Origin of the sequence: Croceicoccus sp. Ery5, from assembly GCF_020985325.1 — a bacterium.
In the GTDB taxonomy this organism is placed as follows: Bacteria; Pseudomonadota; Alphaproteobacteria; order Sphingomonadales; family Sphingomonadaceae; genus Croceicoccus.
In genome coordinates this window covers 1,205,660-1,219,525 of sequence record NZ_CP087587.1, presented here as the reverse complement: position 1 = coordinate 1,219,525, position 13,866 = coordinate 1,205,660, and the positions used below count along the sequence as shown (strand labels likewise).

At 59.8% G+C, this 13,866-nt stretch carries 9 protein-coding genes; all 9 read left to right on the top strand.

The genetic code is table 11. The features are described 5' to 3' along the window. The first annotated feature begins 63 nt into the window (after positions 1–63). The 9 genes from LOZ74_RS05740 (at position 64) to LOZ74_RS05700 (ending at position 13,707) form a co-directional block, all read left to right on the top strand. Positions 64–1,317 carry a TolC family protein gene (locus LOZ74_RS05740; RefSeq protein ID WP_219148250.1) on the top strand — a complete coding sequence of 418 codons (1,254 nt, stop codon included), beginning with the start codon at positions 64–66 and terminating at the stop codon, positions 1,315–1,317. An 11-nt stretch (positions 1,318–1,328) separates the two neighbouring features. Then, positions 1,329–2,477, top strand: a complete 1,149-nt coding sequence (locus tag LOZ74_RS05735) for an efflux RND transporter periplasmic adaptor subunit (RefSeq protein ID WP_219148248.1) — start codon at positions 1,329–1,331, stop codon at positions 2,475–2,477. 37 nt (positions 2,478–2,514) lie between these two features. Continuing rightward, entirely contained in the window at positions 2,515–5,778 is a 3,264-nt protein-coding gene (locus tag LOZ74_RS05730) for an efflux RND transporter permease subunit (protein ID WP_219149915.1), read from the top strand. Positions 5,779–5,791: 13 nt separating this feature from the next. After that, the gene (locus LOZ74_RS05725; protein WP_224801004.1) at positions 5,792–6,217 is read left to right on the top strand and encodes a hypothetical protein; all 426 of its coding nucleotides are present in this window, start codon (positions 5,792–5,794) and stop codon (positions 6,215–6,217) included. Positions 6,218–6,333: 116 nt separating this feature from the next. Continuing rightward, positions 6,334–8,829, top strand: coding sequence for a heavy metal translocating P-type ATPase (locus LOZ74_RS05720; RefSeq protein ID WP_224801003.1), 2,496 nt, complete (start codon positions 6,334–6,336; stop codon positions 8,827–8,829). Beyond that, on the top strand, positions 8,826–9,455 hold the full coding sequence (locus LOZ74_RS05715) for a cation transporter (protein WP_224801002.1): 630 nt from the start codon (positions 8,826–8,828) through the stop codon (positions 9,453–9,455). The genes LOZ74_RS05720 and LOZ74_RS05715 overlap by 4 nt, the downstream gene beginning before the upstream one ends. After that, a complete protein-coding gene (locus LOZ74_RS05710) occupies positions 9,452–10,318 on the top strand; it encodes a hypothetical protein (protein ID WP_224801001.1) in 867 nt (288 codons plus the stop codon). Before LOZ74_RS05715 ends, LOZ74_RS05710 begins: the two co-directional genes overlap by 4 nt. Beyond that, positions 10,318–11,271, top strand: coding sequence for a cation diffusion facilitator family transporter (locus tag LOZ74_RS05705; protein ID WP_224801000.1), 954 nt, complete (start codon positions 10,318–10,320; stop codon positions 11,269–11,271). Before LOZ74_RS05710 ends, LOZ74_RS05705 begins: the two co-directional genes overlap by 1 nt. 201 nt (positions 11,272–11,472) lie before the next feature. Then, positions 11,473–13,707 carry a TonB-dependent receptor domain-containing protein gene (locus tag LOZ74_RS05700; protein WP_224800999.1) on the top strand — a complete coding sequence of 745 codons (2,235 nt, stop codon included), beginning with the start codon at positions 11,473–11,475 and terminating at the stop codon, positions 13,705–13,707. Positions 13,708–13,866 lie beyond the last annotated feature (159 nt).

The following is a 13,866-nucleotide window of genomic DNA, read 5'->3' as shown; positions in this document are numbered from 1 at the left end:
GTCCAGTATTGCCGCCGCAATGTCGGCGCGCATTCGGCATGTCAGTAGAGGAAAAATCAATTCATGTTTGCCATTATTTGGCGAGGCGCCCTTTTTGCAGGGCTGAGCCTCGCAGTACTGCCCGGTGCGGTGCGTGCACAAGATCGCGCCGTGTTGACGCTCGACGAAGCTCTCGCGCGTGCGGGTGTGGACGAAAGCGCGCAGGTGCAATCAGACAATCCGCGTTTGATCGGGCCGCAGGCCGAAACGGACGCGGCACGCGCGCTTATCGATCAGGCACGGCTTCGGCCAAATCCTGAGCTTGCCTTTGAAGCGGAGAACATCGCAGGAAGCGGTGCCTTTTCAGGGCTGCAAGCAACCGAATATACGTTGTCTTTGAGTCAGCGCCTCGAGCTAGGCGGCAAGCGGGGCGCACGCATTCGCTCGGCCGAGGCCGAGGCGCGCGTGGCAATGCTTTCTGGAGAATTGTCGGTCGCTGAGCTGAGTCGCATGGTGCGCGAACGCTACATCGAGGCGGTCGCTTCAGCTGCGCGACTGGAACTTGCCCGCGACGTAGTCGAACGCAATCGCGAACTCGCGCGTATAGCTGGCCTGCTTGTCGAAGTTGGCCGCGAGCCGCCGCTGCGCTCGCTTCGTGCAGAAGCGGCCCTTGCTGAAGCCGAGGCGGAGTTTGAAGCCGCGCGAGCTTCAGAGATAGCGGCGCGGAGCGCGTTGGTGGCGCTCTGGGGTGAAACGTCCCCTCCCCCGGACGTGCCATCGGCGTTTCCCGGGATCGAACCTCCTGCGATGCTTCTTGCATCGCCTTCTGCTTTGCGTCTCCAAGTTGCGCGTGCCGAACGCGAGGCGGCGGACGCTGCGATCGACAGGGAGCGCTCTTTGGGTGTTCCCGATCCGGCCATCTCCGCCGGTGTCAGGCGGTTCGAGGAAAGCAGGGATCAAGCCTTCCTAGTGGGCGTCTCGATTCCCCTTCCTTTCCGCAATCGCAATCAGGGTAACATCGCCGCTGCCGAGGCCCGCTTCCGCGCGGCCTCCGCACGCGAGGCTGTCGCCCGCGCGGATTTCGAACTCGAAGTAACCCAGGCGCGCGGCCGCTTTCTCGCCGCCGAGGCTCGTGTAGAGACTCTGTCCCAAACCTCCCTGCCTCAAGCGGAAGAAGCCTTGCGCCTCGTCCGGATTGGGTATCGCAACGGCAGGTTCCCGCTGATCGAGGTTCTGGCTGCGGCCGAAGCCCGCGATGCAATCCGAGAAGCCTTGATCCAAGCCCAGGAAGATCGCGGTCGCCTGGCGGCGCAGTTGATCTGGCTTGGCGCCCAATGAGGAAAATACCCATGAACCGTAAGCGTTTGGCTGTACTGATCGGCCTGATCATTCTTGTTTTTGCGGCTGCTGTAATGCTGTGGCCGGACAACGGCGCAGAACCGCACAGCGAAGAGGAAACCGAAGAAAGCGATCTCCCGGAAGGACTGGTCCTACTCGGCGAAGAGCAGATTCGAAGCTCCGAAATCATGGTCGAGACCGTTGGTGAGGGCTCGGCGGTAGAGCTAGTGTTCCCAGCCACAATCGCCGCTAGCCCCACAGGCAGCGCGCGGATCGATGCGCGAGCGGCGGGCGTGGTGCGGAGCGTTCAAAAAACGCTGGGTGATTACGTCCGGCAGGGTGAAACCATTGCGCGTATCGAAAGTGCGGAAGCGGCAGCTTTGGCATCGCAATTGAGCGCGGCGCGCGCGCGCGTCAACGAATTGTCAGCCGCCTATGAGCGCGAACGCCGGCTTTTCGAAGCCAATGTTACGGCGCGGCAGGATCTCGAAGCGGTGCGCGCCAATCTCCAGGTCGCCCAGTCAGAACTGTCCCGCGCGCAGGCAGCGGTTGCGGCAGCGGGCGTGAGTGGCGACGGTCGGTCTTTGGCGGTTACCAGCCCTCTTGCAGGACGGGTAACGGCGGCGCCTATTGTCCTTGGTTCGTTTGTCGATGCGGGAGAGGAACTCTACCAAATCGTGAATCCTAATGCGATGCAGATCGAAGTCGCGCTCCCCTCTGCAGAAGCAAGCCGTATTCAGCCAGGCGATGAAGCCACGCTGGAACTTGCAGAAAACCGCGAGATCGGAGCGCGGGTCCGCTCCGTCACGCCATCGCTCGATCCTGAGAGCCGCAGCGCGACGGCAGTCCTTTCGCTCACGCGGTCCATCCCCGGTCTTCAACCAGGTGCCTTCCTGCAAGCGCGCATCCGGCCTTCGGGCGAGGTCGACACGGGCCGCATGTCGGTGCCCGAAAGCGCGGTGCAGTCACTCGACGGCCAGGAAGTGGTTTTCGTGCGCACTCGCCGCGGCTTCCAGACCCGTCCGGTGGTGACCGGCGCACGTTCCGGAGGCCGCGTGGTGATCGAATCCGGTCTCGAAGCGAACTGGCGGATCGCAACCGAGAATGCCTTCCTGCTCAAAGCCGAACTCGAAAAAGAGGAAGCCGAACATGGACACTGATCGCATGCAGGAAACGGAGCACTCGCACCGCCACGGCCTGATCGGCATGATCCTCGACATGGCCGTGCGTTTTCGCTGGGCCATGGTCGTTTTGACGATCGGTGTCGCCATCTATGGCGTGATGAACCTTCTTCGGCTTCCCATTGACGCCGTACCCGACATTACGAACGTTCAGGTGCAGATCAATACCGAAGCGCCCGCCCTTTCCCCCTCCCAGGTCGAAACGCAGGTAACCTATCCGGTGGAAACCGGTCTTGCCGGGATCGATGGTCTGGAAATGACCCGTTCGATTTCGCGCAACGGGTTCAGCCAGGTTACTGCAATCTTCGAAGAAGGTACTGACATCTATTTCGCGCGGCAGCAGGTCAATGAGCGCCTGACGCCGATCACCGCTTCGCTGCCCGAAGGAGCAGAACCGGTAATGGGACCTATCTCGACCGGTCTGGGCGAAGTGCTCATGTATACGATCGAGTTCGAGCATCCGGGGGGCAAGGAAGCACCGAAGGGCAATGCGGTCGGTTGGCAGTCCGACGGAAGCTTCGTTACCGAACGCGGTGACAGGCTCGATAGCGATGTCGCTAAGGCTGCTTATCTGCGTACCATTCAGGACTGGGTGGTCGCTCCACTCATGCGGTCGGTCGATGGCGTCGCCGGTGTCGATTCCATCGGGGGTTTCCGAAAGCAATATCTCGTACAGCCCGATCCTGCTCGCATGACAGGCTACGGGCTTTCATTCGATGAGGTGATCGAAGCGCTGGAAGCCGCCAACCTTGCCGAAGGCGCGAATTTCGTCGAGCGATCAGGAGAGGCCCTGCTGGCTCGTGTCGATGCACGGCTCGGCAGTGTCGAGGACATCGAGCAAGCAGTCATATCTACACGTGAAGGCGTTCCCATTCGCGTGGGAGATGTCGCAACGGTCAGCATTGGCGGTGATCTCAGAACCGGGGCTGCATCGCTGAATGGCGACGAGGCTGTGGTTGGTACCGTCCTCATGCGGGCAGGAGAAAACAGCCGCACTGTTTCAGCCCAGGCCGCTGAGAGGCTTGATGAAGTCCGCACCTCCCTGCCGCAAGGTGTGGTAGCCGAAATCGTCTACAATCGTTCGTCTCTTGTCGATGCAACGATCGCGACCGTCGAGAAGAATCTCGTCGAGGGTGCGCTGCTGGTCATAGCCATCCTGTTCCTTTTGCTCGGCAACATACGCGCCGCAATTATCGCCGCTCTGGTTATCCCTTTTTCGATGCTGATGGCATCGATCGGCATGAACCGGCTCGGAGTGTCAGGCAATCTGATGAGTCTGGGCGCGCTTGACTTCGGTCTGATCGTCGATGGGGCCGTGATTATCGTCGAGAATAGTGTGGCACGTCTTGCGGCCAGACAGGAGCATGAGGGCCGGCTCCTGACACTTGGCGAACGGCTGACGGAAACGCGGCTTGCCGCGCAGGAGATGATCAAGCCGACTGTCTATGGTCAGGCGATTATCCTTCTGGTGTTCGCACCGTTGCTGACCTTCACCGGAGTCGAGGGCAAGACGTTCTCGCCGATGGCCATCACGGTCATGCTGGCGCTCGCGTCGGCATTCGTACTCTCGCTGACTTTCGTCCCGGCGATGATCGCGATCCTGCTGAACAAAAAACTGACGGAGAAGGAAGTCAAACCGATCCGGATGGCCAAGGAACGCTATGGGCCTCTTGTCCGCAAAGCCATCGCCCGCCCTTGGCCGGTGATCGGGGCCGGTGCCGGCATTTTTGCCGTTGCTGCTCTGGTGTTCAGTTTCCTTGGCAGCGAGTTTACGCCGCAGCTCGACGAGCGCGATATCGCGGTGCAATCATTGCGAATCCCTTCCACATCTCTCGAGCGGTCTCTGGCGATGCAGCGGCGAGTAGAAGATCGATTGGAGGAATTTCCGCAAGTGCAGCTGGTATTCTCACGTACCGGTACTGCGGAAGTGGCCAGCGACCCGATGCCGCCCAACGCCTCCGATGCGTATGTGATCCTGAAGCCGCGCGATGAATGGCCTGACCCGGATCTTTCGAAAGACGATCTGGTGGCAGAAATGGAGAGTGCTCTGGGAGGCCTGGTTGGCAATCTCTATGAGTTCAGCCAACCAATCGAACTTCGCTTCAACGAACTGATCGCTGGCGTGCGCGGCGATGTCGCGGTCAAGATCTACGGCGACGATCTGAGCGCCATGACCTCGGCAGCGAACGGGGTCGCCGGCATCTTGCGCGAGGTCGAGGGAGCTGCGGATGTCAAAGTCCAGCAGGTCACCGGGTTCCCGACGCTTGATATTGCCTTCGATCGTCCAACGATCGCTCGATATGGGCTGAAGGTCGAAGACGTCGCTCAATCCGTCGCAATTGCTTTGGGCGGGCGGCCTGCCGGACTCGTGTTTGAAGGCGATCGAAGGTTCGAGGTCGTCGTTCGGCTTTCGGATGCGACACGCGATGATTTCGATCAGCTTGGTGCATTGCCGGTGCTGCTTCCGAACGGAGCAACCATACCGCTGCGCTCGGTCGCTGAATTCCGGGTTGTGGATGGCCTTGCCGAAGTCCGCCGTGAACAGGGACGCAGGCTGGTGATCGTTTCCTCCAATGTGCGCGAGCGCGATCTTGGATCCTTCGTTGAGGAAGCGAGGGCGAATGTCGAGGCGCAGGTCGAATTGCCCGCTGCAGCCTTTATCGAGTGGGGCGGTCAATACCAGAACCTGCAAGCTGCGCAGGAACGGTTGCAGATCGTTATCCCGATCGCTTTCGCGGTTATTCTCCTGTTGCTCTATATGGCAGTCGGAGGCTGGGTTCCCGCTCTGGCTGTTTTCAGCGCGATCCCGCTCGCCCTCGCTGGCGGCATCTTCTCGCTGGCTCTGCGCGGAATGCCGTTTTCGGTTTCGGCGGCAGTCGGGTTCATCGCCCTCTCGGGCGTGGCGACCCTCAACGGTCTCGTGATGGTGACTGCAATACGCCAGCGTCTGGACAAGGGGATGGCGCTCGATGAGGCCATTGTGGAAGGCGGACTGGCGCGTTTGCGTCCAGTATTGATGACCGCTCTGGTCGCGTCGCTCGGGTTTGTCCCCATGGCGATCGCGACCGGTACCGGAGCGGAGGTTCAACGGCCTCTAGCAACGGTGGTCATTGGCGGTCTGATCACCGCCACTGCGCTCACCTTGTTCGTCCTTCCCGCGATCCTGAAGCTCGTCTTCGCCACCAGAAAGGATGACCGGACGTGGCGTCAACGCTGGTGGGACCGCCTGCGCCGCAACGTCACTCCCGAGGAACGGCAAGAGCTGCAAGAGGTTACGTGAATGGAGAGCATCAATGATTAGTAGCCAGCTCAGAGTGACTCTTGCCGGCGCCCTGATACTTTCAAGTGTTCCAGCATCGGCGCAGGATCAGAGCACGCTTGTTCCGATCGCCGGTGTCTGGAGCCTTGGTGAAACGCGGTCTTGTGATAGCGGACCGGCCTGGGTGTTTTTCGCAGATGGCTATTATGCCGAAGTGCAGCTTCCGGACGGTGCCCCCGCCGCCGTCGGAATTTGGCGAGACGAGGGCGATGCCATCGCTTACACCCACGCGCACATGCCATTCGAAGGTCATGAACGGCCGATGCGGGTTCGTCATCTTACCATCGAAGAGCGCACCGCCGAAAAACTGACAACCCGCAGTTATCGCGGTGTCACGCGCACGTTTCACCGCTGTCCAGCGAATTCTCTGAAAGTGCCGGCAGGTCAGGACGCACATTGACGCTTTCGTTACGCAATATGCGGGCTTCGCTAGTCCCTTTTAGGGTTTCGCGAACCTGCAAGCTTACGGGTCTGCGGCACCGGGAGCGGTCAATTTCCAATGGGAAGCAATAGGCAATGACGCGAACCATCGAACTCGAAGTCTCACCGCTCCTTCCCGACCTCCCGAGCGAAACAGACCATTGCATCGCTCGCTTGCAGTCTTTGCTCAACTCGCGGATCGGCGTGCACGAGGTCACGATATTGCCGGGCGAGAAAAATGCATCCGCTCGACTAGCGATATCATACGATGCCGATCGCCTGACTGTCCCCCGCATCAAGGAGTTGGCCCATGTGGCCGGAGCGGAAATCTCCGAACGCTACGGACACGTTGTCTGGCAAGCCGATGGCATCAATTCCACCCGCCGTGCCCAAACGGTCGCGGACCTGCTGGCGAGCAAACCCGGTATCCTCGAAGCAAATGCTGATGCGAGCGGGAGGTTCGTTGCCGAATACGACCGTCAGCTAACCGATGAGCCTACGATTGCTGGCGAGCTCAAGAACCTCGGCGTGTCGGTTCTGGCGGGCGATGTCGTCAGGAACGCCGAGCACTCCTCCAAAGACCATAGTCACGATGATGAAGATCATGCCGGACACAGTCATGGCGGAATCTTCGGCGCGAACACCGAACTCTATTTCTCGCTCGCCTCGGGCGCATTTCTCGCGACCGGGTTCGGGATTGAGAAACTATGGTCTGGGCATCCCGGATGGCTGCCATTCGCATGCTATCTCGCGGCGTATTTCTTTGGCGGATTCTTTACCGTCCGAGAGGCGTGGGACAATTTGCGCCTGCGCCGGTTTGAAATCGACAGCCTCATGCTTGTCGCCGCTGCAGGCGCCGCCTTTCTCGGGGAATGGGCCGAAGGCGCGCTATTGCTGTTTCTGTTCAGTTTCGGCCACGCGCTCGAACACTACGCGATGGGGCGCGCTAAGAGGGCGATCGAGGCGCTCGCCGAGCTCGCGCCGGAAACGGCACGAGTAAAACGTGGGGATGACGTCGTTGAGGTTCCGGTCGAGGAGCTGGCGCTAGGCGACGTGGTAATCGTGCGTCCGAACGAACGCCTTCCGGCTGACGGTTTCATCCTGGACGGCGTCAGTGCCATCAATCAGGCTCCGGTGACCGGTGAAAGCGTGCCGGTCGACAAGAGCGCGGTTTCGAATGTCGCTTCTGCGCGCGCAAATCCTGACAATCTTGCGGATGACAATCGCGTCTTTGCGGGGACGATCAACGGATCGGGCGCGCTCGAAGTGGAAGTGACCCGGCGATCGAGCGATACGACCCTCGCCAAGGTCGTCCAAATGGTGAGCGAAGCCGAGGCTCAGCAATCTCCTACCCAGCGTTTCACGCAGCGCTTTGAGCGAATTTTTGTGCCCGCCGTGCTCGCTCTGGCCGGCCTGCTCCTTTTCGCCTGGGTTGTCATCGACGAGCCGTTCCGCGACAGTTTTTACCGGGCGATGGCGGTGCTTGTGGCTGCCAGCCCCTGCGCTTTGGCGATCGCGACCCCGAGCGCGGTCTTGTCCGGAGTGGCCAGAGCAGCACGCAGCGGCATTCTGGTAAAGGGCGGCGCGCCGCTCGAGGATCTCGGTGCGCTCAAAGCCATCGCTTTCGACAAGACCGGTACGCTTACAAAAGGTGAGCCCCGGATTACCGATGTTGTGGCAGCGCCCGGCGTGGCGGAACGAGAGTTGCTTGCGATTGCGTCCGCCGCCGAAAGCCTGAGCGATCATCCTCTGGCACAGGCGATCGTCAAGGATGGCCGCGAGCAGCTCGGCGATGAGACACTGCCCAAAGCGCGCGATCTTGAAAGCTTCACAGGCAAGGGCATCACCGCAATTGTTGGCGGTGAGCGGGTGTGGATCGGCAAGCTCGAGATGTTTGGCCAAGACGGCGTTCCTTCGCTCAGTGAGGGCCTGTCGGGAGAAATCGAGGCCATGCGCGAGCGCGGGCGGACAACAATGGGCGTTCGCTCGGAAACGCGCGATCTTGGAGCGATCGGTTTGCTCGACACGCCGCGGGCGGCAGCAAAGGCGACGCTCGAAGCGTTACGCGGCCTCGGGATCACCCGAATGATCATGATCTCGGGTGACGATCAAAGAGTGGCCGATGCGGTTGGAAAGGATGTCGGCCTCGACGAGGCCTGGGGCAATCTCATGCCCGACGACAAGGTCGAGGCCATCCGCAAGCTTGCCGGTCAGGACAAGGTTGCGATGGTCGGAGACGGGGTCAACGATGCTCCGGCTATGGCGAATGCCACCGTCGGGATTGCAATGGGTGCCGCAGGCTCGGATGTCGCGCTGGAGACAGCCGATGTCGCCCTTATGGCAGATGATCTTGCCCGGCTGCCTTTCGCCGTCGATCTGAGCCGGCAGACCCGCTCGATCATCCGGCAGAACATGATCGTCAGTCTCGGAATTGTCGCTGTGCTTATCCCGGCGACCATTTTCGGTCTCGGGATAGGCCCCGCTGTCGCGGTTCACGAAGGTTCGACATTGATCGTGGTCGCCAACGCGCTCCGGCTTCTGGCGTATAAAGAGAAGAGCGGTGCAAAGGCGATAATGGAGACGCAAGCATGAGCGGCGATGATAACTTCAATCTGGATACGTCTGACAAGCGCCGCACATTATGGATCGTCTTATGGCTTAACGTCGCGATTGCGGTCGGGTTTTTCGTCATGGGCTACTTTGGCGACTCGAATGCGCTGCTGGCCAACGGACTCGACAATTCGTCGGACGCGCTTGTCTACGCTCTCAGTCTCCTTGCGCTGAGTCGACCGCGCTCTTGGAAGCGAGGCGCAGCGCGCTTTTCTGGCGTCATGCTTTTGATCTTTGCCGGCGGAGTGATTGCTGATGCCGTTAGGCGGTTTGTTGAAGGTTCTGAGCCGGGTGGCATCCTGATGATCGCGATGGCTGCCGTCGCGGGCATAGTGAACCTCTATTGCCTTCGCCTGTTGCAAAAGATGCAGAACAAGGACGTCAACATGCGGGCCGCCACCACATTCAGCTTCAATGACTTCATTTCGAACGGCGGGATTATCATCGCTGGCGTCATCGTTATGATCACAGGCGCGAACTGGCCGGACCTTGTGGTCGGCGTCGCTGTGGCTGGCATAGCTCTTTACGGCGGGATCGATATCCTGCGCGACGCGCACAGTGACAAGCACGACGAGGCGGGAACGGTTCATGGCGAAACACGGGAATGAGCCTCGTCCACGAGATATTTGCAACTGAGGATTTGTCGGCGATCCTGACCTTGGCGATGCTGGCAAGCCTCGGCCTGGGTGCTGGCGTTGTCTGGGAAGAAAAGCACGGGCCTACCCCGAACGGAAATGGGTTCGCGGCGGCCGTCCACTCTGGCGCCCTTGCCGCACTTGCGCTTGTTTTGACCGGTCCTGCAGTTGGACAAGCAAGGGGTGACTTCATAGACGCAGCCCTGCTCCCCGCTGGCGGGACTCTCTATCTTCTGGCGGTGCTGATCGGAGGCTGGGCTTCGCATCGCGACTCAGTTGGAACCCTGTCCGACGCCGTGGGAAGACGCGGGCCGAAGATGACCATTGCGCTTCAAGGCGGTATTGCGCTGGGGTTTGGTGGCATCGCTCTGGGTGCAGCAGCAGCCGTGTCTGTCTTCGCCGGTTTCGCAGCAACACTAGGGGTTGGAATCACCTTTTTCCTGGTGGGGCGAAAGACAACAGCCGGATTTCGCGACAGCGCGATGAAACGCATGGATCGTCTGGCGATCCATGTTTTTCTGTCACTCGCCTTTGTTGCCGCAGCGGTAGCCGGGTTTTGGCTTCTCCACGGCATGAGCGAAACAGCCGACGCGCGGTTGGCAATTCTACTCGCAGGATACTTTCTTATCTGGTCGGTTCATTTTTTGCTGCAAATCCCGGGCAGACTGGGAGGTTTGAATTTGGCAGCACTCGCGGCCTTCATCTCCGGGCTTGCGATGTTCGGAATGATTGCAGTCGGATTTAACGCCGCGATCGGAGCAATCGATAATTCCGATGCGATCCTTCAGCATCCGGATACCGCCGGCAACGAAATCGTAAATAGCGGAGAGAAGTGATGGCGCACTCGCACGATCATGCTGGCCACAGTCACGGCGAGGAAAACCTTAGCGATCGTCAGCTGATCCTCGCGGTCGCGATCAATGTCCTCCTGACCCTTGCCCAGATCGTCGGCGGCATCCTTTCGGGGTCACTGGCGCTTATCGCGGATGCATTGCACAACTTCAGCGATGCGGCCTCTCTTGGTCTTGCATGGTTTGCGCGGCGCATAGGCCGGCGGCCGGCGGACAAGCTGATGACCTTCGGCTACGCCCAGGGAGAAGTCGTCGCCGCGCTCATCAATCTGACGACCTTGCTGATCATCGGATTCTATCTGATCGTTGAGGCGATCAACCGTTTCGCCGCGCCGCAGCCGGTCGAAGGCTGGACCGTGATCTGGGTTGCCGGGATCGCACTTGTCATCGATCTCGTCACCGCATTCATTGTCTATCGCGGCGCGCATGACAGCATTAACATGAAGGCTGCCTTCCTGCATAATGTTTCGGACGCGCTGGCCTCGATCGGTGTGATCGTCGCCGGAGTGCTAATCATTCTATACGATCTCGTCGTCGCCGATCTCATCATCACTCTCATCATCGCGGCCTATGTCATCTGGCAGGGCGCGACGCTCCTACCGCGAACCGTTCGTCTGCTGATGGGAGCAGTGCCGGACGAGGTGGAATTTGATCAGATGGTTGAAAACCTGCGCGCGCTTGGCGGCGTGCAGGATATTCACCACGTCCATGTCTGGAATCTGGGAGAACATCACCGGGCGCTCGAAGCCCATCTCACTCTTGTTGATTACTCCCAAACAGCATTCGAGGGAGTCAAGCGACGCGCGCGGGCGATGCTGGAAAAGGATTTCGGCATCGCACATGCCACTTTCGAGCCCTGCCTCGCTACGGACTGCGATGATGCGCTGATCCCTGCCCACCCGGCACCCAACAACGGGAAAGACACGGCCGGTGATTAAGCTTTCGCTGGCCTGTTCCTGCCCGACCGTTCGCAGACCCTGAGCCCTCATCGCGCGCCGGTCACGGACGGTATTGCAGTCCGGAACCGATGCACCGCGAGCCGCCCTAACCCGATATGGGCATAAAAGCCTACTACTGCTATTGCGAATACGTCTCAATAGCAGTAGTAGGCTGGTAAATGTCTCGAAAGGATTCTTCACATGTATCGCGCTACCGCCTCGCTCATAGCAATTGCACTGGCCGCCCCTGCTTACGCCAATGAAAAAGACCCGACCGATGAGCGGCAATCGCAGGACGGGATAGCAAACCCAAGCGAATCGATTATCGTGATTGGCGGTCGCATCGATGCGTATGAAGTGGCCGGTGCGGCGGACCTAATCGATGGCGAGGAACTGAGCGAATTCGAGCATGGTGACGTCAACCGTGTCCTGCGCCAGGTGCCGGGGGTCAACATTCAGGAAGAGGACAGTTTCGGGCTATTCCCGAATATTGGCTTGCGCGGCGCGCCGGTCGAACGGTCGAGCAACATCACCTTGATGGAAGATGGCGTTCTTATTGCCCCTGCCCCCTACGCCGCTCCGGCCGCGTATTACTTCCCTGCGATCGGTCGAATGGATGCAGTCGAAGTGATCAAGGGCGCGGGCTCGGTACGCTATGGTCCTCGCACGATCGGCGGGGCCATCAATTTCCGATCGACTCCGATACCGACCGAGAGCCTTGCTGGCGAAGCCTCCGGACAGCTTGGTTCTCGCGGCTATTATCAAGGTCATGGCTGGATTGGCGCTAGCGCCGGCAATTTCGGGGCGCTGGTGGAAAGCTATCAGCAAGGCAGTGACGGGTTCAAGACGATAGATGGGCTTCCCGGCGCTGAGACCGGTTTTCAACGTCAGGACTATCGCGCCCGCTTCGCCGTCCACACCAGCCCAGATTCGCCGGTCGATGCGCGCCTCGAGTTCGCCTATGGTCGATCAGAACTTGAGGCGAACGAAACCTATTTGGGCCTCGCCGACGCGGATTTCGCGAGCGATCCGTACCGGCGCTATTCGGCCAGCCAACGCGACGTTTTCACGGGCGAGCACGATCAATATCGGCTCACCGGCACCCTCCGGTTGCCCGACGACACGCAGTTCGCGGTTACCCTATATCGCAACGATTTCACACGAAGTTGGTCGAAGCTACAGGACATCGATTTCGATGGTGATGGCAGCTTTGATGCCATCCAACCCGTTTTCGATGCTCCCTCCTCAAACGAGAGAGGCCTCGCAATCCTGCGAGGCGCAGACAGCGCTGAAGGTGCCCTTCGCATTCGCAACAACAACCGCGTCTATCGGAGCGAAGGCGTCCAGCTTTCGTTCGAAAGACCTTTCGAGACCGGCGAGGTCAGGCACAACCTGGCTGCGTCGCTCCGGTATCACGAGGATGAAGAAGACCGGTTGCAGAATGAGGAATTCTATACGCAAACGGATGGAGATCTCGTTTTCGTCCGGCAGACGGCTCCGGGCGCTCAAGCCAATCGCGAGGCGAAGGCGAAGGCGATCGCTTTCTATCTGGAGGACCGGATCGAGATCGGCGGGCTTACTCTGACACCCGGCATTCGGTACGAAGGCATCGACCTTACCCGACTGGACTATGATCGAGCCGACCCCGCTCGTCTCGATGGACCTTCGCGCATACGTAAGACCAACATTGACGAATGGCTTCCCGCACTCGGTGCAACCTATGCACTGGGAGACGTGCTGTTGATTGCAGGCGCTTCGCGCGGTTTTTCTCCCCCCGGGCCAGGAAATCCGGAGGCGCGAGCCGAGAAAAGCTGGAACTATGAATTTGGTGGGCGTTTTCGGAATGGCGCCATTCAAGCTTCCGCGATTGCGTTTTATTCCGACTATTCCAATCTGCTCGGAAACTGCACACAATCCGTGGGGTGTAGCGTCGGGGATATTGGCGACCAGTTCAATGCTGGGGCCGTCTCCGTAAAGGGGTTGGAGCTGGCAGCTTCGACGGAGCATCAAGTGGGTAGGGAAATTTCAATTCCCTTCTCGGTGGTTTACACGCTCACCGACGCGCAATTCGAAAGCAGTTTCGAGAGTGCGTTCTTCGGTTCCGTGTCCCAGGGCGACGCACTCCCCTACATCGCTCGCCACCAATTCTATGCCGAAACGGGGCTCGCATTTGGACCGGCATCCTTGCTCGTGAGCGCCAATTACACATCGCAAGTACGCACCGAAGCAGGTAGCGGGGATATTTCGCCCGATGAGCGTATTGACGAAAGGATTGTCTTTGATCTCGCCGGCCGGTTTGCGCTGACGGAAGGTCTCTCTTTGTTTGCCAGAGTGGATAATCTGTTCGACAATGCTTATGCTGTAGCGCGTCGGCCTTCGGGTTTGAGACCGGGGGCTCCCCGGCGCTTCGTAGCAGGCGCTAGCGTGCGCTTCTGAGTATCTACGCCGGCCGATGATCGCGCAATCTTGTAGGAGGCGGGAGCGCCAGTGAGCATTTCCGCCCCACTAAATGCAGGTGAGGTCGAGACTCACGCAATCGATTGCGTCGACATTCGACGTGCCGCAGGCCACACACCCGCCAAAATATGAGGACGG